The following is a 26095-nucleotide window of genomic DNA, read 5'->3' as shown; positions in this document are numbered from 1 at the left end:
CTTCTCTCACACCACGTCGTACCGCAGCACCACACCGTCGTCGAGCCGTTCGACGTCCCGGAGGTCGAGGCGTGGGAACGCGTCGACGAACCCCTCGCCGTCGACGAGCGTCGGCGCGTCCCGTCCGCCCACCACGAGTGACCCGACGTAGACCGAGAGTTCGTCGACTAGCGAGGCACCGAAGAGCGACGAGATGAGTTCGCCGCCGCCTTCGACCATGAGCCGGTCGATGCCCGCCGATTCGAGGGCCGCGAGACCGACACCGAGGTCGACATGTCCCGACTCGTCTTCGTCGACGCGGTGCACGCGCACGTGGTCGCCCACGCCGGCGAGCGCCTCCCGCCGTGACTCGCTGGCGGCGTCGGTCACGAGGAGGTGCGTCCCGGCTGCGTCGTCGAGGATGCGCGCATCGAGCGGCGTTCGACCACGCGAGTCGGCCACGACTCGGGCGGGGTTTCCGGGGCGACCGTTCCGAAGCCGGTGCACGCGTCGGTCGTCGTCGTCCAGCGTGAGGTGTGGGTCGTCCGCGAGTACGGTCCCGACGCCGACCATGACCGCGTCGGCGGCGGCGCGGAGGCGGTCGACACGGTCGAAGTCTGCCTCACCGCTGATCTTCAGCTGTTCGCGCCGTCGGGTGGAGAGCTTCCCGTCGACGCTCATCGCGGCGTTGACGACGACGTCCATACCGTCGAGTGTCGGGGGGGCGTGAACTACTTTTCGTCGAACGGCCGTCGGTCGACACGGGACGCGACGACCCACGGCCCCGTCCCGTCCCGGCTATCACGGGTCGGCCCGGTGCGGTGGTGCGTGACGTCGTGCGGCTCTGTCCGCGCGACGCACGCGCGAGGGATGGGCGACCGCCGGGAGGGAGCGAATCGGCTGGGGAGGCTCGCGGTCTCACCACCCTGGCGCCGAGTCGGTCCCCGTGCGGTTCGGGTCCGCAGCCGAGTGACGACCGTAGCTTCGAAAGAGACCACTCACTCGGTCGGCGAGACACCTCGTCCACCTGCCAGCCCAGCACGAGGAACGAAACCAGTGGCGGAGCGTTTCGAACGCTTCGGTCGCTCTTTCCCGTCTCTCAGCCGGGCCACTACTCACGGCCGTACCCACCGCCATGAATTATATACTGGCTCCCGGAAGGTTGTGGCAATCATGTCGCTCAAAGTACTCTGGCTCGGCTGGGGGTACCCGCCAAACGTGACCGGCGGCCTCGACACGTTCGTCGGCGAGATGTTCGAGCGCTTCCTCGACCGAGGCGTAGACATCGAACTCGTCCTGCCCGGGGAGTACGCGCCCGAGGGACGTGACAACATCATCGGCGTCCCGACGGGCGACGGCGACATCATCACCCGCATCGGCCGCCTCTCCGCCGAGTTCGCCAACCGCGCCGAGGGGAAAGACATCATCCACACCCACGACTGGTTCGGCTACGGGCCGGGGTCGCGTGCGATGAACAACACCGACGCGACGTGGGTGACGACGTTCCACTCACTCTCGTCGGACCGAAACATCGACCCGCCGCAGCGCGAGGTCGAGACCGAACGGCGCGTCGTCGAGCGCTGTGACGAACTCATCGCCGTGAGCCACATCACCGCCCGCAAGGTACAAGCCGAGTACGGCGGCGAGTCGGAGGTCATCCACAACGGCTTCTCGACCGTCGAGCCGACGGGTCGCGACATCAAAGACGAGCTGGGCATCGACGGGAAGATGCTCTTCTACGTGGGACGACACACCGACCAGAAGGGGCTCTCACACCTCATCTACGCGATGGACAAGCTCCGCCGGGACGACGTCACGCTCGTGATGGGCGGGAGCGGCCACCTCACCGACCAGTTGAAGAAGTTCGCCGAACTCCTCGGCGTCGAAGACCAGATCGAGTGGGCGGGCTTCGTCGAAGAGCAGTACCTCGGCGACTACTACGCCTCGGCTGACCTGTTCGTCTCCCCGTCGCTGTCGGAGCCGTTCGGCATCACCATCACCGAGGCGCTCTCAGTGGGGACGCGTGTCGTCGCCACCGAGTGCGGGGCCGCGGAGGTCATCCCCGAGTCCTGCGTCGTCCCCGCCGAGGTCGACTCGGGCTCGCTCGCCGACGCGATCGAGCACGGCCTGTCGCTCGACGGGCCGCTCGAGTACGAGCCGCGGACCTGGGACACTGTCGTCGACGAACACCTCGACTTCTACGAGCGCATCGCCTGAGACGGTCGTCGAACCGGTGGCGGACCGCACCGACGACAGGCGACCAGAACGACGCCGTTCGTGTGACCGACGCGGAGTCGTGAGCGAGGAGGCCGGAGAAGATGCCGGTGTTACCGCAGAACCCGAACGTCCGTGACGGCCTCGGGGTGGCGGATGGCGTAGCCGTCTCGGGTCGACCGCATGCCCTCCTCGGGGAACTGCTGACGCGCGGACTGATACGGGCTGTCGTCGCGGGCAGACTGGTAGGGGCTGTCGTTGCGCGCGGACTGATACGGGCTGTCGTTGCGTGCGGCCTGATACGGACTGTCGCTGCGTGCGGACCGGTACGGACTGTCGCTCGTCTCCGGCGGGCGCTCGAAGTCCTCCGGCGGGAGGTAGATACGCTCGCCCGAGTCGGAGTAGACGACGACGGCCGTGTCACGGTCGCCCGTCATCTCGATCAGCGTCTCGCCGTCGACGATCTCCACCGTGAACTCGACGTCTTCGTCTGTCATAGCGTTCGGTGCGTGGGCCCAGTACTTAACTATCGGGTCCGGAAAGCGAGCCGCAGCGCCATACGGACGACCGGTGTGGAGCGCACTCGGGTCGGCACACGGCGACAGTGACTTGTCTCTCAGTTGTCTTTTGACCCACATGCGACGACGCGACAACCTCGCGCTGTGTGCCGGCGTGCTCGCTGTCGTAGCAGGATGCAGCCGCAACGTCCCGGGAGCGTCGGCGACAGCGACGACGACGGACGGCCGACGCGAGACGCAGCGTCGGAGTCCGCACAGTCCGACAGCGACGACGACCCACGGGGAGACGCCGTCGGCACAGGGCCCGGCGCCCGCCCCGCACCTCGGCTGGTTCGTCCTGTGGAACGACGGCGACGAGCGACACCGGGTCGGTATCACCGTCAGTCGCGACGGGGAGGTGCTCGTCGACGAGCGGCGTGACCTCGGTCCCGGTGCCGCGGCGGACGTCGACAACCCCATCGAGACGCAGGGTGTGTACTCGGTCGTCGCGACCGTCGACGGCCGAGAGCGGGCCGAACGGGAGTGGCAGGTGACGAACTGCGAGAGTGTCGAGTACCTCCAGGTGTACGTCGAGGACACCGACGCGGTGACGATTCGAACGATGCGGCAGACGGTCGACCCGCCGCCGACCTGTTGACCGCTCACGCCGAACGCGTCGAACGCTTTTAAGCCAGCCCGCCCATACCTCTTCCCGATGAACATCGACGACCATGCCGAGGAGCTCGCCTCCGCCCTCGGCGTCGACAAAGCGGAGGTCAAAGCGGACCTGCAGAACCTGCTCCAGTACAGCGTCCCCATCGAGGAAGCGAAACAGAGCGTCCGGCGGAAACACGGCGGCGACACCGGGAGTTCTCCGTCGGCCCCGTCGACGAAAGAGGTCGGGTCGATCACGACCGAGGACGGGAACGTGACGGTCACCGCCCGCGTGCTCACTGTCGGGACGCGCTCGATTCAGTATCAGGGCGACGAACAGGTCATCCGCGAGGGAGAACTCGCGGACGCGACCGGGACGATATCGTACACCTCGTGGGAGGACTTCGGCTTCGAGCCCGGGGACTCCGTCACCGTCGGCAACGCGGGCGTCCGCGAGTGGGACGGCAAGCCCGAACTCAACCTGGGGAGTTCGACGACGGTGGCGATGGCGAACGAGACCGTCGAGACCCCCTACGACGACGACATCGGCGGCGAGGCCGCCCTCGCCGACCTCGAACCCGGCGACCGCGGCCGGACCGTCGAGGTGCGCGTCGTCGAGGTCGAGTCGAAGACGATCAACGGCCGCAACGGCGAGACAGACATCCTCTCGGGCGTCCTCGGCGACGCGTCGGGACGCCTGCCCTTCACCGACTGGGAGCCGCGCGAGGGGCTCTCCGAGGGGGCGAGCGTCCGAATCGAGGGCGTCTACGTCCGCGAGTTCCGGGGCGTCCCCTCGGTGAACCTCTCCGAGTTCACGACCGTGACGCCGCTCTCGGAGCCGGTCTCGGTTCGCGATTCGGCCCCACAGCTATCGGTTCGTGAGGCCGTCACCTCCGGCGGGATGTTCGACGTCGAGGTCGTCGGCAACCTCCTCGAAGTGCGCGACGGCTCGGGTCTCATCGAGCGCTGTCCCGAGTGTGGCCGGGTCGTCCAGAACGGCCAGTGTCGCACGCACGGCGACGTCGACGGCGAGGACGACATGCGGGTGAAGGCCATCCTCGACGACGGGAGCGGCACCGTCACCGTCGTGCTCGACCGTGACCTCACCGAGGAGGTGTACGGTGGGACGATGGCCGAGGCGCGCGAACAGGCCCGCGAGGCGATGGACAAGGAAGTCGTCGCCGACCGCATCCGCGACCGCCTCGTCGGCAGGGAGTACCGGGTCCGCGGGAACCTCTCGGTGGACGACTACGGTGCCAACCTCGACGCCGACGAGTTCGCCGAGTCCGCCGACGACCCGGCGACGCGGGCGCGCGACGTGCTGGATGCGGTCGACGACGACCCCGAGGAGGTGTCCGCATGAGCGCGAACGAGGCCGACGAGAGCCGGCCGAGCCGCGAGATCGCCTACCGACTGTTCGCCGCCGAGTTCGACGACGCCTCCTTCTCGTACTCCGAATCCGACGAGGAGCGCGCGCCGAACTACGTCGTGACGCCGACCGGGGCGCGGGTCAACCGGCTGTTCGCCGTCGGCGTCCTGACCGAGGTCGAACCGGTCAACGACGACGTCCTTCGGGGGCGAATCGTCGACCCGACGGGCGCGTTCGTCAGCTACGCCGGACAGTACCAGCCCGACGAGATGGCGTTCCTCGACCGGGCGTCGCCACCGGCGTTCGTCGCGCTCTCGGGGAAAGCCCGGACGTTTCAGCCGGACGACTCCGACCGCGTCTTCACCTCCGTCCGCCCGGAGTCGATGAGCCGCGTCGACGCCGACACGCGCGACCGGTGGACCGTCTCGACCGCCGAGGCGACGCTCGACCGGGTCGGCGTCATGGCTGCCGCGCTTCGGTCGGGCCTGCGCGGGGGCGACCTCAGCGAGGCGCTCCTCGGTGCGGGCGTCGACGAGGCGCTCGCGAAGGGCGTTCCGCTCGCCATCGACCACTACGGGACCACGCCGGGCTACCTCGCCGCACTCCGTCGACTCGCGCTCGACGCCCTCGAAGTCGTGGCGGACGACCGCGACAGCGTCCGCGCACTCGGAGTCGAACCCGGTGACACCGGTGCGGACGTCGACCTCGGCGACCTGGCTGCCGACCTCGACCTCGCTGTGTCCGACGAGGACGACGCGGCAGCACCCGCGAGTCCGGAGGCCGCGGCGTCGGACACAGACACCGCGGAGCCGGCCCAGGTCGACGCGACCGACGAGCAGACCGCAGCCGCGCCGGACGCCGCAGAGGAGGCCGAGTCGATCCCCGAGTTCGACGAGGAGCCGTCTGCGACAGCGGCCGCTCCCGAGACGGCCGAACCGACTGTCGACGCGGCCGACACGACCGACACCCGTGAACCGGAGACGACGTCGACCGCGTCGCCGGCCTCGACCACAGAGACGAGTGCCAGCGAGGAGCCGTCGAGCGACCCCGAAGCCGAGACCGCCACGTCGGAGACGGACGCTCCGACGTCGACAGTGTCGAGCGAGGCTGCTGCGTCGTCCGAGCCGACGGCACCGACCGAATCGGGGGCGTCGACCGACGACGAACTCGGCGATTTCGATGCGGGCGGCACCGACGAGACCGGTCCCTCCACGGACGAACTCGGTGACTTCGACGCAGGAGCGACGGCTCCCCCGACGGAGACGGCCGAGACACAGACGGGAGACACCGACGCTACAGACGACCTGACGGTCGAATCAGAGTCCGGCACCGACGGGACCGACGACGGTGGTGACGCTGGCGAGGCGGGCGACGACGGGATGTACGAACTCGACGCGGAGGAACGCGCACAGATCGAAGCGGAGTTCGGCACCGAGTTCGCGACGGGGAGCGAGGTCGCCCCGGCGGGCGAAGCGGACATCGACGTCCCCTCCGTCGACGAACTGGAGGCCGAACGCGACGAGAGCGCCCCGAGCGAAGCAGCATCACCGAGCGAGGCGGCGACGGACGCCGCCGCGCCAGAGGCGAGCGAACCCGACCCTGCGACCGTGGCCGGCGAGACGGACGCCGCCGCGGACGAGACGGAAGCAGTCGACGCCGGCGACGACGAGGCGGGTGCCGATGTCGACCTCGAGGCCGTCGCCGTCGAGGCGATGGACGCCCTCGACGACGGCGACGGGGCCTCCCGGGAGGCCGTCGTGGCGCACGTGGTCGACGAGTACGGGGCGGACCCCGAGGCAGTCGAGGACGCCATCCAGAGCGCGCTGATGAGCGGGCAGTGTTACGAGCCGACCGAAGACTCGCTGAAGGCCATCTGAATGTCTCGGCGGGCGCGCGTCGAACCGGTTCCCGGCGAACCGGCAGCGGTCGCGCGAACCGACGGGGAGCGCGTCCTCGTCGTCGCCGACTACCACGCCGGCATCGAGGTCGGCCTGCGCTACGAGCGCGGCGTCGAACTGGAGAGCGCGGCGGACGTCCGCCTGGCCCGACTGGAGCGACTGCTCGACCGGACGCGGCCCGACAGACTCCTCGTGCTGGGTGACCTCGTCCACCGCATCGGCCCACCCGACGGTGACGAAGTCGACGAACTCGTGACGGTCGTCGACCGGGTGACCGACCGGGTTCCGATGACGCTCGTCCCCGGCAACCACGACGGCGGCGTCGCCGACACGGTCGCGAGGCGGGGGGTCGACCTGGAAGTCGTCGGCTCGGGCGGCGTTCGGCTCGGCCCGGTCGGGTTCGTCCACGGCCACACCTGGCCGGCGAGCGACGTCCTGCGCGCGGACGTGGTCTGCACGGCCCACGAACACCCCACGGTGAAACTGGCGGACGAGGTCGGCGGGAGCAGAGTCGAGCGGGCCTGGCTTCGTGGTCGTCTCGACCCCACCGCGTTCACGGGCCACGTCGACGTCGATGTCGACGCCGACACGGGGGCGGGACACGGAGCGACCGAACTCGTCGTCGTCCCGGCGTTCAACGACCGCTCGGGCGGCACGTGGGTCAACGTCGACGGGCAGGACTTCCTCTCGCCGTTCCTCCCCGAGGCGCTCCCCGACGGCGAACTGTACCTGCTCGACGGGACGCGGCTGGGACACTACCGTCGGGTGTGACCTAGAGGATCGTCGCCAGCGTGAACAGCGAGTAGACCGTCGCGGCGAGCACGGCGACGACGAGCAGCGGCGTCGGCTCCGTCGGTGCCCCGGACGCGGCGGGGTCTTTCAGTCCGCGTACGGCCGTCCCGAGGACGACCATCCCGACGACGAGCAGGACGAGCGTCTGGAGCGTCACCTGCGAGAGTCCCATGACGACGGCCCGGAGGAGCGTGACAAGTCCGGCGACGGCGAACGAGAGCCAGTACAGTCGCGGGTAGTCGACCTCGACGTCCATACGTCGCACTCGACAGGGAGGGTCAAGAGCCCACCGTCTGCGCCCGTGTCGGGGGCGTGAGTGGCGAAAGCGAGTCGCTTAATCCACTCGCGTCGCTAGCCGAGCCATGACCAGTCCCCCGGCCGAGAGCGAGGGACTCGACGCGTTCACCCACCTCCACGCGCAGGTGCGGAGCGCACTCTCCGAGCGGGGGTTCACGACGCCGACGGAGCCACAGCGGCGGGCGATTCCCCCACTGGCTTCGGGACGGAACGCCCTCGTCATCGCGCCCACCGGCACGGGGAAGACCGAGACGGCGATGCTGCCGGTGTTCTCGGACATCTGTGCGATGAGTGAGGAGGAACGCGAGGGCATCTCGGCACTGTACATCACGCCCCTGAGAGCCCTGAACCGCGACATGCGCGACCGGCTGGAGTGGTGGGGCGAGAAGCTGGGGGTGGCGGTCGACGTCCGCCACGGCGACACCACGCGGTACCAGCGGACGAAGCAGGCGAACGACCCGCCGGACGTGCTGGTGACGACGCCTGAGACGCTGCAGGCGATGCTGACGGGGGAGAAACTCCGACGGGCACTCTCGGACGTCTCGCACGTGGTCGTCGACGAGGTCCACGAACTCGCCTCGTCGAAGCGGGGCGCACAGCTCTCGGTCGGACTGGAGCGACTCGGACTGCTCTCGGGGCGGTTCCAGCGCATCGGCCTCTCCGCGACGGTCGGCTCGCCCGAGGAGGTGGGGAAGTTCCTCACGGGCGACCGCGACTTCACCGTCGTCGAAGTCGACGTCGGTAACCGCGTCGCGTTCGACGTCCACTGGCCCGAAAAACGAGACGAGGACCGCCTCCTCGCCGGGGAACTGGCGTGCGACGAGGAGATGGCGACGCACGTCCGCTTCATCCGTGACCTCGTGCGCGAGCACGAGTCGACCCTAATATTCGTCAACACCCGACAGACCGCGGAGGCGCTCGGGGCGCTCTTCACCAAGCTCGACGAGCCCATCGGGGTCCACCACGGGTCGCTCTCGCGGGAGGCGCGCGTCGAGGTCGAAGACCGGTTCAAGGCCGGCGAGATAGACGGCCTCGTCTGTACGTCGTCGATGGAACTCGGCATCGACGTGGGACGCGTCGACCACGTGGTCCAGTACGGCAGTCCACGGGAGGTGGCACGCCTCCTGCAACGGGTCGGCCGCGCCGGACACCGTCAGGACCTCGTCTCGGAGGGAACAGTCGTCGTCGGGCATCCGGACGACGCGCTGGAGGCGCTCGTCATCGCCCGGCGCGGTCGGGAAGGGGAGGTCGAACCTGCGGCCATCCACCACGGGAGCCTCGACGTCGTCGCCAACCAGCTCGTCGGCCTGTTGATGGACGTCGGCGAGGTCCGCGCCCCGGACGCGTACGAACTCGTCACCCGGGCGTACCCCTTCCGCGACCTGAGCGAGGAACAGTTCAAAGCAGTCGTGCGAGAGCTGTCGAAGAACCGGCTCGTGTGGCTCGACGAGGACGCGGACCGACTGGAGAAGTCGGGAGGCACGTGGCAGTACTTCTACGCCAACCTCTCGATGATCCCCGACGAGGAGACCTACGAGGTGTACGACCTATCCTCGCGAAAACAGGTCGGCACCCTCGACGAGCGGTTCGTCGTCAACTTCGCCGAGCCCGGGGCGTCGTTCATCCAGCGCGGCGAGATGTGGCGTATCGACGACATCGACGACGACGAGAGTCGGGTGAACGTCAGCCCCATCCAGGACCCGACGGGAGAGATTCCCTCGTGGGTCGGCCAGGAGATTCCGGTGCCACAGGCCGTCGCGCAGGAGGTCGGCGAACTCCGGGGCGTCGCGGGGACGCAGTTGGAGCGCGGCGCGGACCTCGACTCGGTCGCGCGGGACCTGTGTGCCCGCTACCCCGCCGACGTGGAGACGGTGAAGCAGGCGCTCGCCCCCGTCTCCCGCCACGTCGAGGCCGACCACCCCCTGCCGACGGACGACCGGCTCGTCGTCGAAGCCAGTGCTCGACAGGTCGTGGTGAACTCGACCAACGGCCACCAGGTGAACGAGACCCTGGGGCGGATGCTCGCGGCGCTCGTCGGCCAGCGAACCGGCTCCTCGGTCGGGATGGAGGTCGACCCCTACCGCATCGAGTTCGAGGTGCCGGCGAAGACGCGCGCCTCGGCGTTCGTCTCCACCCTCGAAGAGACCGACCCAGACCACGTCGAGGCTATCTGTGAACTCGCGCTGAAGAACTCGGACACGCTCAAGTTCACGCTGGCGCAGGTCGCCGCGAAGTTCGGGACCCTGAAGCGCTACCAGGGTCGGGGACGCTTCGGCGGCGACCGACTCCTCGCGGCGCTCTCGGACACCCCCGTGTTCGACGAGGCGGTCCGGGAGGTGTTCCACCGTGACCTCGCCGTCGACGCGACGACAGCGGTACTCGGCCGGGTCGACGAGGGCGACATCGAAATCGCGGTCGCTCGCGAGCGTACGCCGCTCGGGACGGGCGGACAGTCCTCCGGGAGAGAACTCCTCGTGCCCGAGAACGCCGACGCGAGCGTCATCGACGCGGTGCGCGAGCGAATCCAGAACGACCGGGTCATCCTCTTCTGTCTGCACTGTCAGGAGTGGCGGCGCAAGACCAAGGTGCGACGGGTGCGCGACCGACCCGAGTGTCCCGAGTGCGGGGCGACGCGAATCGCTGCGCTGAACCCGTGGGACGAGGAGGCGGTGAAGGCCGTCCGCGCGCCGGACAAGGACGACGAACAGGAGCGGTTGACAGAGCGTGCGTACCGCTCGGCGAGTCTCGTGCAGGCACACGGCAAGCAGGCCGTCGTCGCGATGGCGGCCCGCGGCGTCGGCCCGCACAACGCGGCGCGCATCATCTCCAAACTGCGGGAGGACGAGGACGACTTCTACCGGGACATCCTCGAACAGGAGCGTCAGTACGCGCGGACGCAGTCGTTCTGGGACTGAGACGGTCGGCCGCGCGACGGGTCTCTCCGTGCACGCAACAGATAGTGATATGACATCTCATGACGTACGTCGGCCGGGGGGAGCAATCAGATGTCTCACCGAACGAGAACGCCGGAGCAGCTCGTGTCCGCGTACGTGGACGTGTGGAACGAACGGGCGTATCAGCACATCCCGGAGGTAGTGTCGGAGTCGTTCGTCCTGTACGACCCGGCGGTGCCCGAGGAGGGGATCGCCGGGCCGCGGGGCGAAGCGCACGGACCCGACGCCGTCGCGCGCTTCATCCGCGGCGTCATCGCCGGGTTCCCCGACTTTCACGTGCGAGTGCTCGACACCCTCTCTCGCGACGACGTCGTGATGTACGAGGCGGAGGTCACGATGACACACGAGGGGGAGTTCGACGGGATGTCCCCGACGGGACGGGACGCGAGGTTCCGGCTGATGTCCACGTACCTCGTCGGGGACGACGAACTCGAGGAACATCGGGTCTACTTCGACCGACTGGACGTCTTCGCGCAACTCGGCCTCACGGACGGCGAGTGACGAGCGCCGCCTCGCGTTTCGACCCGCTCAGTCCAGGTTCCACTCGTCGAACAGGTGACCCACGGCGGTCGCCAGCTCCTCGAAGTCGCGGAGCGTGACGTTGTCGGTAGTGATGATGACGCCGTGGTTCGCCGTCGTGACGCGCACGAGGAAGCCGTTCTCGAACACCCGAATCGTGTAGCGGTAGTCGCCGAGTTCGGAGCCCTGGTAGGCGTCCTGTGTGATGTTGAAGTCCTGCCACTCGCTGCCGACGAACGTGTCGAGGTCGGCGTCGCGCTCGAGATCACCCCGCAAGTAGACCTGCTCGTAGTCGGTGCGGGAGAAGTAGATGACAGAGCGAACGCTGTCGCCTGCGGCGGTCCGACACGTCGTCGCGAGGTGCTCCTGTGCCTCGTCCGGAAGCAGTTCCACGTCCGTCGGGGTGTCGTCGCTCATGGCCGAGTGACCGCGCCCCGAGTACAAGAAGGTGGGGGCGGCGGCGAAGTCGGTATCCGACCGACGACACGGGGGCGACGGGAGGTCCGGGAACCTCACCTGGTGGGGTCGCGGTCGGGCAGGAACGGCAGGACGAACGCGACGACGGCGACGAACGCCAAGAACCCGACGAACGTCGGCGTCGTGAGGACCCACACGACGAGCGCCAGCGGCGACGTCGAGCCGTCGAGGACACCAGTCAGCATCGGCGGGTCGACGTACAGCAGTCCCACGACACCGAAGAGGGCGACCGTGAACGCGACGCGTCCAGTCGCCCGGAAGAGCCACAGCGACAGCGAGACGGGGCCGCCGGTGAGCAGCGCCCACTCCCGCCGTACCTTGGTCGGCCACGGCGTCCTCACGGGAACCGCCGCCCCGGCCGCGTGTCGACACTGTCTGGATTGTCGGGCATACGCGAGAATCGCGCGCGGAGAGCATAACCGTGACAGACAGCCATGACGACTGTCAGGTGTTCGGACAGGACGCCGGCCGGGTCAGTCGACGCCGGACGACACCGACTCGAACGCCGCGTCGAACGCCGCCTGCGTGACCGAGAGTTCGTCGGCGTGCTCGTTCGCCGCCGCTCCGTCGTAGCGGTCGGTTATCTCGGTCACCGCCCGGACGGCCGCCTCGCGGCAGAGCGCTTCGAGGTCCGCGCCGGAGAACCCCTCGGTCCGGGCGGCCAGCGCGTCGAGGTCGACGTCGTCCGCGAGCGGCTTCTCACGGGAGTGGACCGCGAGGATGGCCCGCCGGGCGGCCTCGTCGGGTTCGGGGACGTGGATGTGCTGTTCGAACCGACCGGGGCGCAAGAGGGCGGGGTCGAGCACGTCCCGCCGATTCGTGGCCGCCAACACGACGAGCGAGGGGTTCTCGGCGGCGCGGTCGAGTTCGGTCAGGAGCTGTGAGACCACGCGCTCTGTGACCTCGGTGTCGCCGTCTCCTCGCTTGGCTGCGATGGCGTCGACCTCGTCGAAGAAGACGATGGCCGGGGCGGTCTGTCGGGCCCGCTCGAACACCTCGCGGACGGACTTCTCCGACTCGCCGACGTATCTGTCGAGGAGTTCGGGGCCGGCGACGTGGATGAAGTTCACCCCCGACTCGGCGGCGATGGCTCGCGCGAGGAGGGTCTTCCCGGTCCCCGGCGGACCGTGCAGCAACACGCCCGAGGGCGGGGCGGCGTCGGCCGCCTCGAACAGTGGTCCGTACCGCAAGGGCCACGAGACGGCGCGCTCCAGCGACGCTTTCACCTCGTCGAGCCCGCCGACCGCCTCGAACCCCTCGGTGGGCTTCTCCGCGACGTACTCGCGCATCGCGGAGGGTTCGACGCTCGAGAGCGCCCGCTCGAAGTCCGCGCGCGTCACCCGGAGGTCGGTGAGCGCGCTGCCCGGCTCGCGGCGGCGGAGCGCGACCATCGCGGCCTCCGTCGAGAGCGATTCGAGGTCCGCGCCGACGAAACCGTGTGTCCGCCCGGCGAGCGTGTCGAGGTCGACGTCGTCCGCGAGCGGCATCCGTCGGGTGTGCACCTCGAGGACCTCGCGCCGGCCGGCCTCGTTCGGGACGCCGATCTCGATCTCGCGGTCGAACCGGCCGCCCCGCCGAAGCGCGGGGTCGAGCGAATCGACCCGGTTGGTGGCGCCGATGACGACCACCTCGCCACGGGCGTCGAGCCCGTCCATCAACGAGAGGAGCTGGCCGACGATCCTGTTTTCGACGTCGGAGTCGTCGTCGCGCTTCGAGGCGATGGAGTCGATCTCGTCGAAGAAGATGATGGCGGGCGCCTCGTCACGGGCCTGCTGGAACTTCTGTCGGAGGTTCTCTTCGGAGTCGCCCTTGTACTTCGACATGATCTCCGGCCCCGAGACGGTGAGGAAGGAGGCGTCGACCTCGTTGGCGACGGCCTTCGCGATGAGGGTCTTTCCCGTGCCTGGCGGTCCGTGTAAGAGCACGCCCTTCGGCGGGTCGATGCCGAGGTAGGCGAACACCTCGGGCTCCGAGAGAGGGAGTTCGATCATCTCCCGGACGAGTTCGAGTTCGCGGTCGAGCCCGCCGATGTCCTCGTACGTGACGCCCGTCTCCGCACCCGCCGTGGGGGTCGGGGGGCTGACCGTCGTCGTCCGTTGCTCGTCGGACGAGCGACTGCGGCCACCCCGGCTCGACGTGTCAGTGTCGTCGGTGCGAGCCGCCGTCCCGCCGCCAGCGCCCTCGCGCATCCGGATGAACACCTTCGTCCCGTCGGTGACGTGGACCGTGCCGTCGGGTTTCGTCGCGTGCACGACGAAGGGGGCGTCGCTCAGATGTTCGAGGTGGACCCGGTCGCCCTCGCTGACCGGCCTCCCGCGCAGTCCGCGCTTGACGTGCCGCTCCAGGGCGTCCTCGTCGGTGACGCGGCCGGGTGCGACGACGGTGATGGCGTCGGCGTCGTCGATGTCGACGGCGGAGACGCGAACGGTCTCGCCGATCTTCACGCCGGCGTTCGAACGCGTATCGGCGTCGATCTGGATGCTGCCGGCCGGGAGCGACCCGCGACCGGGCCACACTCGCGCGACGGTGGTCCGCGCACCCTCGACGACGACGTTGTCGCCGCTCAGGACGCCAAGCCGCTTGCGGGCGTCCTCGGGGAGGCGGGCGATGCCGCGGCCGGCGTCGCGTTTCTCCGCACCGCGGACGGTCAGTTCGACCGCCGCGTCGTCGGTCATAGACGACGTTGGGTCTCCACGCTACTTAGCTTTCCGCGCGACGGCGACGCGGACGGGGACTACCGCAGAAACCGTTTTGTCACTAGACACCATACCGCACGGCATGGTCACGACGACCCGCCGCGAGGACGGGACGTGGTACGAGTGCGAAGACTGCGGGATGCTGTTCGAGTCGGAGGGGGACGCGAAGGCACACGAGGGACATTGCGACACCGATTCGCCGTCGTATCTGCAGTGAGCGGGGGCCGGTGAGACGCGAGCCGGCAGTGGCCGCTCAGCGGTGGGACTTGAGCATCGACTCCGCGTGTTCGCGGGAGGTGGCGACCTGCCAGCGGACTTGCTCGCCGTCGCCGTACGCCAGCGCCTCCTTGAGGTCGTCCTGGAGCGGGCCGGCGTCGACACCGAGGGAGGCACCCTCCTCGTCGCCGAGTTCGTACACGCCGTAGCGGTCGGGGACGCTCCGGAGCGTCTCTGTCGTCAGCGGATTCCAGGGTTTGCGGAGGCTCATCTCACTCCCCTGCGTCCGCCTCGTTCACGAACTCGTAGGAGTCTTCGCCCCAGTCGTCCTCGACGAAGGCGAACACGCGGCCGCGAGCGACCTCCGGGTCGGCTTCGACCTCGTATCGGAGTTCGCCGAGGCGGCGGACGACCACGCCGGGGAAGAGTTCCGACTCTTCGTCCAGGTCGAGGATGACGCGGCCGACGCCCGTCGATTCGAGGATGTCGTCGTGCGTCTTGAGGTCGTTGACGTACACGAGGACACCCTCTGCCTCCGTGGGGTCGGTGACGAGGACGTGCAGGTCGCGGCCGGGTTTGGTCGTGAGTGTCGACACCTTCTCGGGGACGCCGCGGTAGAGCGTCGTCCGGCCGTCGGTGTACTCCACCTCGACGCCCTCGTCGAGCAGGGTGATCGAGAGGGTGCTCGGTGCGACGTCGGTCCGGTGATGCGCGCTCATACTCGACGGTAGTCGTCGGGAACTAAAGAGGGGCTGGGTTCGACTGCTCGGGCGCACCCCGGAGACCGAGGAAACAGTGGTGTGGGACCGTCCGAACCGTCACACCTAAACGAGGCGTTCACACACCACGAGAGTATGAAGGGTCGCGCAGTCGCGCTGGGTGCCGGCACGGTGTTGAACGCGCTCGCAACCGGCGTCGGGTCGGCGTTCGCCATCGACGCCGAGACGACGGCGACGGTCGAACTCGACGACTCCGGCGAGGTGCGCGGCGACGTCGACGGCGCGCCCGACGCGGACACGCGACTCATCGAGCGCTGTGTCGAACTGACCGTCGAGCGCTACGGCTCCGGTGAGACGGGCGGACGCGTCCGTACCGAGAGCGAGGTGCCGATGGCCGCAGGCCTCAAATCGTCGAGCGCGGCCGCGAACGCGACGGTGCTGGCGACGCTGTCGGCGCTCGGTGTCGACGTCGGTGACGCTGACTCGGGCGGGCGCGTGACCCGCCTCGACGCGTGTCGACTCGGCGTCGAGGCCGCTCGCGACGCGGGCGTGACCGTCACCGGCGCGTTCGACGACGCCTCCGCGTCGATGCTCGGCGGCGTCACCCTCACCGACAACACGCGCGACGACCTGCTCGCGAGAGACGAACGCGACTGGGACGTCCTCGTCTGGACGCCCCCCGAGCGCGCCTACAGCGCCGACGCCGACGTCTCCCGCTGTGAGCGCGTCGCGCCGATGGCACGACTCGTCGCCGACCTCGCCTCGGAGGGACGGTACGCAGCGGGCATGACAGTCAACGGCCTCGCCTTCTCGGCCGCGCTCGGCTTTCCCACGGACCCGGCGGTCGAAGCCATGCCTCACGCGGACGGTGTCTCCCTCTCGGGGACGGGACCGAGCGTCGTCGCCGTCGGCCACCGGGACGAACTGGAAACCGTCGCGGCTATGTGGGGCGAGCGTGACGGGACGACCCGACTGACGACGACGCGAACCGACGGCGCACGCGTCCTCTAACCCCGATATCATCACCATCCGACGACACCACATCATGACAGAGACACACCCCGAGGACATGGACCTGGACGAACTGCGCACAGAGATCGAAGACATCGACCGCGAGATCGTCGAACTCGTCGCCCGACGCACCTACGTGGCCGACACCATCGCCGATGTGAAAGCCGAGCGCGACCTCCCGACGACCGACGAATCCCAAGAAGAGCGCGTGATGGAGCGCGCCGCCGAGAACGCCGAGCGGTTCGAGGTCGACGCCAACCTCGTGAAGGCGGTCTTCAGACTGCTCATCGAGTTGAACAAGGCCGAACAGCGACGGTCACGCTGACGGACGGCTCCGCGCGATGATGGGTCGGGAGACGACTGCGTCGGCGATTATTTACCCCCGCCGTGAGTCTCCGAGGCCGTGCAGAGCGAGAAAGAAAAGATGCTCGCCGGGGAGCTGTACGACGCCGCGGACCCGGAACTCGTCGCCGACCGCGAGAGCGCCCGGGCACTCACCCGATGGTACAACGAGACCGGGCCGGACCAGGCGGACCGACGGGAGACACTCATCGGAGAGCTCTTCGGAACTGTCGGGGAGGACGTCGCCGTCGAACCGCCGTTTCGCTGTGATTACGGGTACAACATCCACGTCGACGACGGCTTCTACGCGAACTTCGGCTGCGTCTTCCTTGACGTGTGTGAGATAACCGTCGGCCGGAACTGTCTGCTGGGTCCCGGCGTCCACGTCTACACCGCGACACATCCGCTCGACGCCGCGACCCGAATCGAGGGGCCGGAGTACGGGAAGCCCGTCTCCATCGGCGACGACGTCTGGGTCGGCGGCCGGGCCGTCGTCAACCCCGGTGTGACGGTCGGCGACCGCGCCATCGTCGCCTCGGGTGCCGTCGTCACGGAGGACGTGCCGAGCGACGTGGTCGTCCAGGGGAACCCCGCGGACGTGGTCAAAGAACTCGACTGAGCCCTGGGCCGCCCGCTCACCGCGAGAGCGCGTCGTCGGTCTGGTCTTCCGAGAGAGCGGTCACGGGTCGGGGCGGGTCGGGTGCGGCCGGGTCCGTGAGTCGGCGTCGCCACCAGCCGACGTCGTGCCACGCCCCGTGCTTGTAGCCGACGTCGTCGAACAGGCCGACCCGCTCGAACCCCAGTCGCTCGTGGAGCGCGACGCTCGCCGGGTTGGGGAGCGTGACGACGCCGTACGCGCTCGCGTACCCCTGGCGGTCGAGCACGGTGAGGAGCGCTTCGTACAGCCGTCGACCGAGACCCACACCCTGCGCGTCCGCGTCGACGTAGACCGAGAGTTCGGTCGTCCACTGGTACGCGTCGCGTTCCCGCAGCGGCCCCGCGTAGGCGTAGCCGACGACCTCGCCCCCGCGCTCGCAGACGAGCCACGGATACTGTTCGAGCGTCTTCGTCAGCTTCGTCTCGAGTTCGTCGACTGAGGGTGGAGTGGTGGCGAACGTGACCGCCGTCTCCTCGACGTACGGCGCGTAGATGCGCCGTACCGCCGCGGCGTCGTCCGGGTGCGCCAGTCGGAGTGTCGCGTCCATGTCCAGAGCGGGCGACACGGCGAGGTAAGTACCGCGGTTCGCCGAGTGGTGGCCGCCGACACGGGCCGACCGGGAGCGGCAACCCCCCCCTCCAGGACACCGCAGTCGTCCCGAGAGATGGATATATCACGTACGCCAGAGAATTCAACATAGATGCCACCGCCAGTCGACGACGTCGCTTTCCTCGTGCGGTCGCCGAACCGTGTGGCGGTGCTGAAGGCGCTCGCCGACGGCCCGCGTTCGCGGGACGACCTCGTCGACGAGACACCCGCGTCTCGGGTCACTATCGGCCGCATCCTCCACGACTTCGCGGTGCGTGAGTGGGTCGAGCGGTCCGGGCCGGCGTACGAGCCGACGACGCGGGGGCGACTGCTCGCCCGCGAACTGAGCGCGTTCCTCGACAGACTGCGAGCCATCGAGCGACTCGACCCGGTGCTGTCGTCGTTCGCCGTCGACCGCCTCGACGTCCCGCTGACGGCGTTCGACGACGCGACCGTGACCGTGCCGACGCAGGCCGAACCGAACCGCCACCACCGTCGCATCGGTGCCGCCGGCGAGCGCGCGGAGGTGGCCCGGATGTACACACAGGGCGTGACCAGGGAGGCGAGCGTGATCCACCGCACCGCCGTCTCCGAGCGCGGACAGACGCTCGAACTCGTCCTGACGGGCGACGCACTGACGGCCGCACGCGCCGACGAGGCCCTCTGGGACGAGGTGAGTGGTCTCGTCGAGTGTTCGGCGTTCGTCGGAACCGTCGCGGAACCGTTGTCGGTCCCGTTCGTCGGGCTGTTCGATGGGCGCTGTTTCATCGGCGTGGCGGACGAGCGAGGCGTCCCCACCGGCGTCGTCGAATCGACGAGCGAGGCTGTCGTGGCCTGGGCCGAGCGGACGCTGGACGACCTCGTGGCCCGGGCGACACCCGTCGACGACGCGTGAGAGCGGTGAACCGACGCACCAGTCGACGGTGAGACGCACCGGGCGAGGGTGACCACCGCGACGTCCACGATGAGTGTTCACGCCGTGAACAGCTGTTCATGGGATAGAACTAAGCGAGTCGTTTCGGAACGTCGTACATGATTGGAAACCGGACTATCACGAGAGATAATATGTGCTCAGCGGCCACAGGGGGCAGAACGCGGCGGCGAGACGCGACACCCGTCGGAGCCCGACCGTGACGTCTCAGCGCCAGGGGGCTCGTCGGGTTCTCGCGGTGGTGTTCACGGTCGTGATGGTCGTCGGCACCGTCGGGGCCTTAGTGGCCGTCGAACCGACGCGCGCGGTGGGGACGACACACGTCGTCGACGCGAGCGGGGCTGGAGACTACACGACGATTCAGGCGGCGCTCGACGCATCGAGCGACGGCGACACCGTCGAGGTCCGGCCGGGCGTCTACCGGGAGGCGGTCAGCGTCGAAACGGACGTGACGCTCGTCGCACCGAACGGGGCGACGCTGAACGGGTCGACGGTACCGGAGCCGTCTTTCGGTGCGGGGACGGTCGGTATCGCCGTCGCCCCGAGTCTCTCGTCGGGGCTGACCGTCGAGGGCTTCACCGTCGAGCGGTACACCGACGGCATCACGGTCGGTGCGTCTGCCGAGGAGAGCTACCAGAACGACGGCGAGTCGACCATCACGGGCGGGTGGACCATCCGCGACGTCACGGCCCGGAACAACACCGAGGACGGCATCGACGTCGGGGAGGTCGACGGCACCCCGTGGACGATGACTCGCGTCGCCGCCGTCGGCAACGGCGACGACGGCATCGAGGTCGACACGAATCCGAACCCGAACGCCGTCGGCTGGACGATTCGGGAGAGCAACGCGTCCGACAACGGCGACCACGGCGTGTACACGAGCAGTTCGATGGGGCGGTGGCGACTGCTGGATTCGACGACCAACGACAACGGGGGGTCCGGCGTCTACACCACCGGTGAGGACAGCGCGTGGGTCATCGGGAACCACACCGCCTCGGGGAACAGCGACTTCGGCATCCATCCTATCGGGAACTTCCAGGGCGACTGGACCATCCACAACGCGACCGTCACGGACAACTACGGCGACGGCATCGGCGGTGGGTTCGGGAGCAGCGGCGACTGGACCGTCCGTGACTCGGTGGTCGCGGGGAACGACGACTGGGGGCTGTACGTTCCGAACAACCCGGGCGACTTCCGCATCGAGAACGTCACGGTACGCGACAACACGGTTGGTGGAATCGCGGTGACCAACGCAGAAGGGAACTGGCGCATCGACGACTCACGGGTCGAGAACAACGGGAACACCTGGGACGGCTACGAGAACTTCGGCATCAACGCGGAGTGGACGCTCGGGTCGTGGGCCATCAACAACACCACCATCACCGGCAACGTCAACGGTGGCATCAACGCGACGAAGGGGAGAGACGGCCGCCCCGTCGGCGACGCCACCGACAACTGGTGGGGCCAACCGGGAGGCCCCATCGACAACCAGTGCGTCGGCAACGTCGACTGTGGGTCGCCGCTGTCGGTCGAACCGGGCACGAACGCGCCACAGAGACAGGCCACTGTCACGGGGACCGTGACGAACAGTTCGGGAGACGCCCTGAGCGGCGTCGAGGTGGACGTCTACCGCGACGACGGGTCGGGTGTGTTCCTCCTCGAAGAGACGGTCACGACGAACGCGACAGGCCAGTACAACGCGTCGGTCGACGCACCTGCGTCCGAGACCACCGCCCGACTCAAACTCCGGTTCGACGACTCCACGGGAGCGTACGCGACCGAGTGGTACGACGACCGGCGTGACGAGGCGAGTGCCGACGTCCTCGACGTCGCCGTCGGTGCGTCGGCGACCGCCGACGCCGAACTGAGCGACAACGTCGTCACCGTCCGTGGCTGGGTCCGAAACGAGAGCGGCGACTCTCTCGAAGGGATACTGGTCGTGCCGTACCGCGAGGATACCACCGGCGTGCTGAGACAGCAGCCCGGTATCGAGACGAACACGACGGGCTACTACGCCTACGAGCTGGCCGTCCCGGCGGGGGCGACCAGTGCGACGGTCAAGGTGTTGTTCGCCGACCCTGACGACGAGTACGCCTCCCGCTACTACGACGACGCGATGACGCTCGCGGCGGCGGCAGAACTGACTGTCCCCGCCGGCGAGCGCGTGCTCGTCAGCGAGACCCTCCCGAGAGAGGACGACGTCACGGCCGGCTTCTCGGGCACGGTGACCGACGAGAGCGGGAGTCCGCTCTCGAACGTCGACGTCACGGTCTTCCGCGACGACGGCACCGGGACCTTCCGCGAGTGGACGACCGAATCCACCGACGCGAACGGTGCGTTCGACATCGACGTCCGGCCGCCGAACCCGGACAACGCGCTTGTCCGCGTCAAACTCCGCTTCCGCGACCCGAGCGGGCAGTACACCGAACTGTGGTACGACGGGGCGAGCGAGGCGAACGCCGACGTGGCCGCGGGGCTGGTATCGGCCGAACTCGGCGACCTGAACGCGACACTCGTCGACGACACGGCCCCAGCGGCCGACACCGCCGGTGTCTCCGGGTGGGTCACGAACGACTCGGGCACACCGCTCGACGGGCTCCTGGTCGTCCCCTACGCCACCGACGAAACGGGGGTGTACAGACAACTACCCGGCGTCGGAACCGACGCTACCGGCCGATACGTCGCCGAGGTGGACGTGCCGGCGGGCGAGACCGACGTCGACGTGAAGGTGCTGTTCGCCGACCCCGACGAGGTCTACGCGTCGCGATACTACGACGACGCCCTGGCGTTGGCCGACGCCACTGCCGTAACCGTCCCCGGTGGCGAGACCCAGTTCGTCAGCGAGACGTTGCCCAGAGAGGACGACGTCACGGCCGGTTTCGCAGGCACCGTGACGAACGAGTCGGGCGACCCGCTCTCCGACGTCGACGTGACGGTCTTCCGTGACGACGGAACCGGCACCTACCGCGAGTGGACGACCGAGTCGACCGACACCCAGGGCCGGTACGACATCGACGTCGAACCCGTGAACGAAACCGACAGACGCGTCTCCGTGAAGCTCCGCTTCACCGACCCGACGTGGGAGTACGCTCAGGAGTGGAACAACACCGACTACCGGAACGCTCGGACGATAGACGACGCCGTCAAGGTCGACTCGCTCGTCGGTGGCGAGCGGTACAGGAACGAGGTGTTAGAGCGCAACGTCGTCATCATGAGCGGCGACGCTCGGAACGAGGACCTCGACGGCCTGGAGGGCATCCTGGTCGTCCCGTACCGCAAGGAAGCAGACGGGAGCTTCGAATCATATCAGCCCGGGACGACGTACACCGACGAGTTCGGCGACTACGAGACGGAGGTACCCGTCCGGGACGGAGAGACGACGGTCGACCTGAAAGTCGGCTTCGTCGACCCCGACGACGAGTACGCGGACACGTTCTGGCGGGACGCCCGGACGGTTACGACCGCCGACGCCTTCGACGCCGACGCGGGCTGGACACTCCCGAACGTCCGGGTGACGCTGTCGCGTCGCGACGAGGTAGCTGTCACGTACTTCGGGAGCGTGTTCAACCAGGACAACGAGGTGCTGGAGGACATCCGGGTAACGGTCTTCCGCGACGATGGGACGGGCACCTATCGCGAGTGGACGAACCGCCAGACCGACGAGAACGGCTACTGGGAAGCGGCCGTGTACCCGCCAGCGGGAGCGGAGAACGTCTCGGTGAAGATTCGTTACCGTGACGAGGACGGCAACTATCTCGAACAGTGGGAACGCGACGAGACCAGTCGGGCGACGGCTGAAGCCAGAAACGGCACGATCGGCGACTACGAAGACCTCATCGGCACGCAGCTCACGGCGGCCCCCACGACGCAGGTCTCGGGCGTCGTCCGGAGTACGGAGAACAACGACGCGCTCGAAGGCATACGGGTGACGGTCTACCGGTACGACGGGACGGGAGGCTTCGAACCCTTCGCCACGACGACGACGACGGACGCGTTCGGCTACTACGAGTTCCAGGTCCCGCCACCGCCGGGGTCCTCGACGGTGACGACCCGCCTGTACTTCACCGACCCGACAGGCGAGTACGCCTCGATGTGGTACCGGGACGCGCGGCGCTACGCAGCGTCGAAGCGGATGGACACCACCGCTGGCGAGGGGAATTTCTTCAACGACCAGTGGCTCCCGGAGGCCGGAATGCTCCTCGACGTGTCGGTACAGGCGCTGTCGACCTGTCGGGACCCCACCGACGCGGACAGTTGTACCTTCCCCGACGACGAAGACGCCGTGACCGTCGGCCCCGGGGACGACGTGGCCGTCCGCTACGAACTGTGGAACGGCGACGACGAGGTGTACAGAGACTACGACGTGGACGACCCGGAGACGAGAACGACGATGTTCGGTGCAGGCCACACCATCGCTCCGGGTGACGTCCGGTCGAAGACCGAGACGTTGACCGCGCCAGTCGTCGATGGGGCGTACGACTACCGGGTGAACGCGACCAGCGACACGCGCAACGGCACAGTGAGCAACTCCTCGGCGTGGTACACTGTCACGGTCGAGGGCTCGGTCGTCCAGCAGGCGAGAGTCGGCGACCGCTTCGACGCGTCCGTGTCGAACGCCGGGTCGGGGACGCCGGTCCTCGTCGACGGCGGGAGCCAGGGCCTCTCGAACGCGAGCGACACGACGTTCGAGAGCACCCTGCTGACGACAGACGGCGGCGACTTCACGCTGAACTTCACCGGGAGCGACTCACCGCCCAGCGGGACCGGCGCGCTCTCGTCGGGCGCGTCGCTCGGGTACCTCACCGTCGAGCACTCGGTCCCCGATGAGAACATCGACGAGGTCGACTTCCGGTTCCGCGTGACCCGGACGCGGTTGGCGAGCGAGGGAGTCACCGCCAGCGAGGTCACGCTGTACCGTTACGTCGACGGAACGCCCACGGCCCTTCCGACCGCCTTCGTCCGGACGACGGCGAGCGAGTACGTCTTCGAGGCCACCTCGCCCGGACTGTCGGTCTTCGTGGTCGGGACGGACGGGGCAGCCGCGGACGCGCGCGAGACGTCGGACGACTCCGCTGACGGCGTGAGTCGGGCAGGTGGCGGCAGTATCGAACGGGCGGACTCGGACGCGGCGACGACGCCGACGGCCGTGCCGACGGCCGTCGCCGAGACCGTCGGAACCGCGTCGCCGTCGCCAGCAGAGCGAGGCTCCGAACCGCCGACGGGTGTCGCGGCGACGCCGGCCGAACGCGACGCCACGGGGAGTGCGCCTGCGACCGACACCCCGGCGACACGGACGACGTTCCCCGGGTTCGGCGCACTCGTGGCGCTCATCGCACTCCTCTCGGTCGCAGCCGCGGTCGGTCGCCGCCGTCAGTCGCGGTAGGCCGCCGCGAGGCCGTCGAGCGCCTCGTGGTGCATAGTCGGGTGTGGCGCGAGAAGCGGCGAGACGCTCACGTGGCCCTCCACGACGGCGCGGCGGTCGGTCCCCTCCGGGTCCGGCAGGTCACCTTCGCGCATCCGCTCCCACACGCCGTCGTGGAGGGTAATCCGGTCGTCACCGTCCGGGCGGGCGGTCATGTCGTACAGCGTCGACGGCTCGGTGATCCGCATCTCGGCGTCCTCGGTGGCATCGAGCGGGGCGTTGACGTTCAGGTACTCCGCCTCCTCGAAAACGCCCGCCTCGGAGGCGTGTTCGACAAGATACGTCGCGGCATCGGTCGCCGGCCGGAAGTCCTCGACCGCCGTCGCGAGTTCTTCCCACGGCGCGTCGCCACCGGGGACGTACAGCGAGACCGCGATGGCGGGCACGTCGAAGAAGGCCGCTTCGACCGCGGCGGAGACGGTCCCCGAGCGGCCGAGGACGTACGCACCGAGGTTCGCACCCTTGTTACAGCCCGCGACGACCATATCGACGTCGGGACAGAGCGACTCTAACCCGACCACCGTACAGTCGGCGGGCGTCCCGTGGATGGCGTAGCCGAGCGGATGCTCCTCGACGAGCACGTCCGCCGACATCTGTCGGCCGACCGCACTCTTGTCCTCGGCCGGGGCCACCGCGGTCACGTCCGCGACCGACGAGAGCGCGTCGTACAGCGCTCGAAACCCGACGCTGTCGATGCCGTCGTCGTTCGTCAGGAGGAGGTTCATACCCCACACAGCGATGGGCCGAGCAAAAACGCACCGCTTGCGACACTCGCGCGTCGGGGCCTACGCTTCGATGTCCCGGTAGAACGCCCGGGCCTCGGTCCCGCCGTCGGCGGTCGCAGCGCGCAGCGACGCCACGACGCTGTCGAACCCTTGTGCCTGCCGGGGAATACGGCTGCCGACGTCCCTGAGCGCCTTGCCGCCACGGTCGAACGCGGTGGCGGCGTCCCGGCCAAGGTCGGCGGCGGCGTACGGCGCTCCGCTCCGACGGCGGCCGCGCGCTCGCGCGAAGAGCCGGACGCCCTCGACGACCGACGCCAGGGCCTCGTGTACGTCCCCGAGGACGGCCGTCTCCGCCTTGAGCTGGTCGCGTTTGTCCCGATACTCGTCCCGCGAGAGCGTGTCGACCACGCGTATCGACCGTTCGTACCGACTGTTCGAGAGGTCGGTGACCGCTCCGCTCGCCCGTTCCTGTCGGGCCCCCGCCCGGTCGGTGAGCGAGCGGGCCGTCTCGGGGTCGACGTACTCGATGGCCGTGACGACTCCCTCGAGGTCGTTGTGCGCCTCGATGAGCAGGACCTGCGCGTCGATACTGAGCCGGAGGAACTCCTCGACGCGACCGAGTCGGTCGATCTCCGCTCGGTCGGCGGTCGACACCCCCTGCCTGTCGGCCGCCTCGTACGCTCGCCGCGCGCCGTAGAGGTAGTCGACGACCGGACCAGGGTCGAACGCGTCTGTCGCGGCCGTGACGGCGGTGAGCGAGTCGTCGCCCCCGGCGTCGGCGTACGTCTCGACGGCGCGCGAGAGGTTGTCGCGCGACAGTGCCAGGAGGTCCGGCACGCTCATGCGACGGAGCTCCGCGGGCGAGGGCGTCTGCGGCTCCGAGGCGGGGGCCGCGGCCTCGTCGGCCTCCGCTCCGGTGCCACCGTCTCCCGTCGATTCGGTCCCGGTCGACCCGCTGTCGGAGCCGCTCGACCCGCCAGCCTGGTCGGAGCCGCCGCCGAGGGGACGTCCGACGAGACTGGTACAGCCGGAGAGTCCGGCGACAGCGAGGAGGAGCGCACGCCGGTGCATACCCGCTGTGCTCGCCGGGGATGGTTAACGCTGTCGGCAATCTTATCTCGAATGATAACGTGCGGA

24 protein-coding genes are annotated in these 26095 nt (G+C 68.9%); 13 read left to right on the top strand and 11 right to left on the bottom strand.

Going from position 1 to position 26095, the window contains the following annotated elements:
* Positions 1-6 precede the first annotated feature (6 nt).
* Entirely contained in the window at positions 7-684 is a 678-nt protein-coding gene (locus E6N53_RS03365; protein WP_142856879.1) for a 2,5-diamino-6-(ribosylamino)-4(3H)-pyrimidinone 5'-phosphate reductase, read from the bottom strand.
* 468 nt (positions 685-1152) lie between these two features.
* Here E6N53_RS03365 and E6N53_RS03360 point away from each other — a divergent pair, with 468 nt between their 5' ends.
* Positions 1153-2196, top strand: a complete 1044-nt coding sequence (locus E6N53_RS03360) for a glycosyltransferase family 4 protein (protein ID WP_136602432.1) — start codon at positions 1153-1155, stop codon at positions 2194-2196.
* Positions 2197-2306: 110 nt separating this feature from the next.
* Here E6N53_RS03360 and E6N53_RS03355 read toward each other — a convergent pair whose 3' ends face one another.
* On the bottom strand, positions 2307-2690 hold the full coding sequence (locus E6N53_RS03355; RefSeq protein ID WP_142856877.1) for a DUF7510 family protein: 384 nt from the start codon (positions 2688-2690) through the stop codon (positions 2307-2309).
* A 139-nt stretch (positions 2691-2829) separates the two neighbouring features.
* On the opposite strand from E6N53_RS03355, the gene E6N53_RS03350 reads away from it, so the two are divergent.
* Genes E6N53_RS03350 through E6N53_RS03335 form a run of 4 tightly spaced genes read left to right on the top strand, consistent with a single transcriptional unit; the run spans position 2830 to position 7382 of the window.
* Positions 2830-3348, top strand: coding sequence for an Ig-like domain-containing protein (locus E6N53_RS03350; protein WP_142856875.1), 519 nt, complete (start codon positions 2830-2832; stop codon positions 3346-3348).
* 57 nt (positions 3349-3405) lie between these two features.
* Positions 3406-4707: a Single-stranded DNA binding protein gene (locus E6N53_RS03345; protein ID WP_142856873.1), complete on the top strand. Its 1302-nt coding sequence runs from the start codon at positions 3406-3408 to the stop codon at positions 4705-4707.
* A complete protein-coding gene (locus E6N53_RS03340; protein WP_142856871.1) occupies positions 4704-6590 on the top strand; it encodes a hypothetical protein in 1887 nt (628 codons plus the stop codon). The genes E6N53_RS03345 and E6N53_RS03340 overlap by 4 nt, the downstream gene beginning before the upstream one ends.
* Positions 6591-7382 (top strand): metallophosphoesterase, encoded by a 792-nt coding sequence (locus tag E6N53_RS03335; RefSeq protein WP_142856869.1) that lies wholly within the window; start codon positions 6591-6593, stop codon positions 7380-7382.
* Position 7383: 1 nt separating this feature from the next.
* On the opposite strand, the gene E6N53_RS03330 is transcribed toward E6N53_RS03335, so the two are convergent.
* Positions 7384-7659, bottom strand: coding sequence for a hypothetical protein (locus tag E6N53_RS03330; RefSeq protein WP_136589020.1), 276 nt, complete (start codon positions 7657-7659; stop codon positions 7384-7386).
* A gap of 106 nt (positions 7660-7765) precedes the next feature.
* Between E6N53_RS03330 and E6N53_RS03325 the strand changes: the two genes are divergently transcribed.
* Positions 7766-10615, top strand: a complete 2850-nt coding sequence (locus tag E6N53_RS03325; protein ID WP_142856867.1) for a DEAD/DEAH box helicase — start codon at positions 7766-7768, stop codon at positions 10613-10615.
* A 90-nt stretch (positions 10616-10705) separates the two neighbouring features.
* Positions 10706-11155, top strand: a complete 450-nt coding sequence (locus tag E6N53_RS03320; protein ID WP_142856865.1) for an ester cyclase — start codon at positions 10706-10708, stop codon at positions 11153-11155.
* A 27-nt stretch (positions 11156-11182) separates the two neighbouring features.
* On the opposite strand, the gene E6N53_RS03315 is transcribed toward E6N53_RS03320, so the two are convergent.
* The 3 genes from E6N53_RS03315 to E6N53_RS03305 form a co-directional block, all read right to left on the bottom strand.
* A complete protein-coding gene (locus E6N53_RS03315; protein ID WP_136589017.1) occupies positions 11183-11590 on the bottom strand; it encodes a DUF7522 family protein in 408 nt (135 codons plus the stop codon).
* A gap of 95 nt (positions 11591-11685) precedes the next feature.
* Complete coding sequence (locus E6N53_RS03310) at positions 11686-11991, bottom strand: hypothetical protein (protein ID WP_136589016.1); 306 nt, start codon at positions 11989-11991, stop codon at positions 11686-11688.
* A gap of 132 nt (positions 11992-12123) precedes the next feature.
* Entirely contained in the window at positions 12124-14325 is a 2202-nt protein-coding gene (locus tag E6N53_RS03305) for an AAA family ATPase (RefSeq protein WP_142856863.1), read from the bottom strand.
* A gap of 103 nt (positions 14326-14428) precedes the next feature.
* Between E6N53_RS03305 and E6N53_RS21395 the strand changes: the two genes are divergently transcribed.
* Positions 14429-14563, top strand: coding sequence for a DUF7128 family protein (locus E6N53_RS21395; RefSeq protein ID WP_268951685.1), 135 nt, complete (start codon positions 14429-14431; stop codon positions 14561-14563).
* 36 nt (positions 14564-14599) lie between these two features.
* Here the strand turns inward: E6N53_RS21395 and E6N53_RS03300 are convergent, their stop codons facing one another.
* Positions 14600-14833 (bottom strand): DUF7508 domain-containing protein, encoded by a 234-nt coding sequence (locus E6N53_RS03300; protein WP_142856861.1) that lies wholly within the window; start codon positions 14831-14833, stop codon positions 14600-14602.
* 1 nt (position 14834) lies between these two features.
* Entirely contained in the window at positions 14835-15281 is a 447-nt protein-coding gene (locus tag E6N53_RS03295) for a DUF5796 family protein (RefSeq protein WP_142856859.1), read from the bottom strand.
* A 135-nt stretch (positions 15282-15416) separates the two neighbouring features.
* Here E6N53_RS03295 and E6N53_RS03290 point away from each other — a divergent pair, with 135 nt between their 5' ends.
* The 3 genes from E6N53_RS03290 (at position 15417) to E6N53_RS03280 (ending at position 17253) form a co-directional block, all read left to right on the top strand.
* On the top strand, positions 15417-16292 hold the full coding sequence (locus E6N53_RS03290) for a shikimate kinase (protein ID WP_142856857.1): 876 nt from the start codon (positions 15417-15419) through the stop codon (positions 16290-16292).
* Between the two features lie 34 nt (positions 16293-16326).
* Positions 16327-16617 carry a chorismate mutase gene (locus E6N53_RS03285; protein WP_142856855.1) on the top strand — a complete coding sequence of 97 codons (291 nt, stop codon included), beginning with the start codon at positions 16327-16329 and terminating at the stop codon, positions 16615-16617.
* 78 nt (positions 16618-16695) lie between these two features.
* On the top strand, positions 16696-17253 hold the full coding sequence (locus E6N53_RS03280; protein ID WP_142856853.1) for a sugar O-acetyltransferase: 558 nt from the start codon (positions 16696-16698) through the stop codon (positions 17251-17253).
* A gap of 16 nt (positions 17254-17269) precedes the next feature.
* Here E6N53_RS03280 and E6N53_RS03275 read toward each other — a convergent pair whose 3' ends face one another.
* Positions 17270-17839 (bottom strand): arsinothricin resistance N-acetyltransferase ArsN1 family B, encoded by a 570-nt coding sequence (locus tag E6N53_RS03275; protein WP_136589009.1) that lies wholly within the window; start codon positions 17837-17839, stop codon positions 17270-17272.
* Between the two features lie 153 nt (positions 17840-17992).
* Between E6N53_RS03275 and E6N53_RS03270 the strand changes: the two genes are divergently transcribed.
* Both E6N53_RS03270 and E6N53_RS03265 read left to right on the top strand, forming a co-directional pair.
* On the top strand, positions 17993-18775 hold the full coding sequence (locus tag E6N53_RS03270; RefSeq protein WP_142856851.1) for a helix-turn-helix transcriptional regulator: 783 nt from the start codon (positions 17993-17995) through the stop codon (positions 18773-18775).
* Positions 18776-19010: 235 nt separating this feature from the next.
* Positions 19011-24194, top strand: a complete 5184-nt coding sequence (locus E6N53_RS03265; RefSeq protein WP_142856849.1) for a right-handed parallel beta-helix repeat-containing protein — start codon at positions 19011-19013, stop codon at positions 24192-24194.
* Here E6N53_RS03265 and surE read toward each other — a convergent pair.
* The gene (gene surE / locus E6N53_RS03260) at positions 24182-24958 is read right to left on the bottom strand and encodes a 5'/3'-nucleotidase SurE (RefSeq protein ID WP_201740107.1); all 777 of its coding nucleotides are present in this window, start codon (positions 24956-24958) and stop codon (positions 24182-24184) included. The genes E6N53_RS03265 and surE overlap by 13 nt on opposite strands.
* A 60-nt stretch (positions 24959-25018) precedes the next feature.
* Positions 25019-26029 (bottom strand): hypothetical protein, encoded by a 1011-nt coding sequence (locus E6N53_RS03255; protein WP_142856846.1) that lies wholly within the window; start codon positions 26027-26029, stop codon positions 25019-25021.
* Positions 26030-26095 lie beyond the last annotated feature (66 nt).

The organism is Salinigranum halophilum, assembly GCF_007004735.1.
GTDB lineage: Archaea > Halobacteriota > Halobacteria > Halobacteriales > Haloferacaceae > Salinigranum > Salinigranum halophilum.
Note: the sequence above shows the minus strand (reverse complement) of the source record. Positions and strands in the feature narration are given on the sequence as shown.

Bases quoted from the DNA above. Each gene is read 5' to 3' on its own strand.
- E6N53_RS03365 (WP_142856879.1), bottom strand. From the start codon at position 684: ATGGACGTCGTCGTCAACGCCGCGATGAGCGTCGACGGGAAGCTCTCC.
- E6N53_RS03360 (WP_136602432.1), top strand. From the start codon at position 1,153: ATGTCGCTCAAAGTACTCTGGCTCGGCTGGGGGTACCCGCCAAACGTG.
- E6N53_RS03355 (WP_142856877.1), bottom strand. From the start codon at position 2,690: ATGACAGACGAAGACGTCGAGTTCACGGTGGAGATCGTCGACGGCGAG.
- E6N53_RS03350 (WP_142856875.1), top strand. From the start codon at position 2,830: ATGCGACGACGCGACAACCTCGCGCTGTGTGCCGGCGTGCTCGCTGTC.
- E6N53_RS03345 (WP_142856873.1), top strand. From the start codon at position 3,406: ATGAACATCGACGACCATGCCGAGGAGCTCGCCTCCGCCCTCGGCGTC.
- E6N53_RS03340 (WP_142856871.1), top strand. From the start codon at position 4,704: ATGAGCGCGAACGAGGCCGACGAGAGCCGGCCGAGCCGCGAGATCGCC.
- E6N53_RS03335 (WP_142856869.1), top strand. From the start codon at position 6,591: ATGTCTCGGCGGGCGCGCGTCGAACCGGTTCCCGGCGAACCGGCAGCG.
- E6N53_RS03330 (WP_136589020.1), bottom strand. From the start codon at position 7,659: ATGGACGTCGAGGTCGACTACCCGCGACTGTACTGGCTCTCGTTCGCC.
- E6N53_RS03325 (WP_142856867.1), top strand. From the start codon at position 7,766: ATGACCAGTCCCCCGGCCGAGAGCGAGGGACTCGACGCGTTCACCCAC.
- E6N53_RS03320 (WP_142856865.1), top strand. From the start codon at position 10,706: ATGTCTCACCGAACGAGAACGCCGGAGCAGCTCGTGTCCGCGTACGTG.
- E6N53_RS03315 (WP_136589017.1), bottom strand. From the start codon at position 11,590: ATGAGCGACGACACCCCGACGGACGTGGAACTGCTTCCGGACGAGGCA.
- E6N53_RS03305 (WP_142856863.1), bottom strand. From the start codon at position 14,325: ATGACCGACGACGCGGCGGTCGAACTGACCGTCCGCGGTGCGGAGAAA.
- E6N53_RS21395 (WP_268951685.1), top strand. From the start codon at position 14,429: ATGGTCACGACGACCCGCCGCGAGGACGGGACGTGGTACGAGTGCGAA.
- E6N53_RS03300 (WP_142856861.1), bottom strand. From the start codon at position 14,833: ATGAGCCTCCGCAAACCCTGGAATCCGCTGACGACAGAGACGCTCCGG.
- E6N53_RS03295 (WP_142856859.1), bottom strand. From the start codon at position 15,281: ATGAGCGCGCATCACCGGACCGACGTCGCACCGAGCACCCTCTCGATC.
- E6N53_RS03290 (WP_142856857.1), top strand. From the start codon at position 15,417: ATGAAGGGTCGCGCAGTCGCGCTGGGTGCCGGCACGGTGTTGAACGCG.
- E6N53_RS03285 (WP_142856855.1), top strand. From the start codon at position 16,327: ATGACAGAGACACACCCCGAGGACATGGACCTGGACGAACTGCGCACA.
- E6N53_RS03275 (WP_136589009.1), bottom strand. From the start codon at position 17,839: ATGGACGCGACACTCCGACTGGCGCACCCGGACGACGCCGCGGCGGTA.
- E6N53_RS03270 (WP_142856851.1), top strand. From the start codon at position 17,993: ATGCCACCGCCAGTCGACGACGTCGCTTTCCTCGTGCGGTCGCCGAAC.
- surE (WP_201740107.1), bottom strand. From the start codon at position 24,958: ATGAACCTCCTCCTGACGAACGACGACGGCATCGACAGCGTCGGGTTT.
- E6N53_RS03255 (WP_142856846.1), bottom strand. From the start codon at position 26,029: ATGCACCGGCGTGCGCTCCTCCTCGCTGTCGCCGGACTCTCCGGCTGT.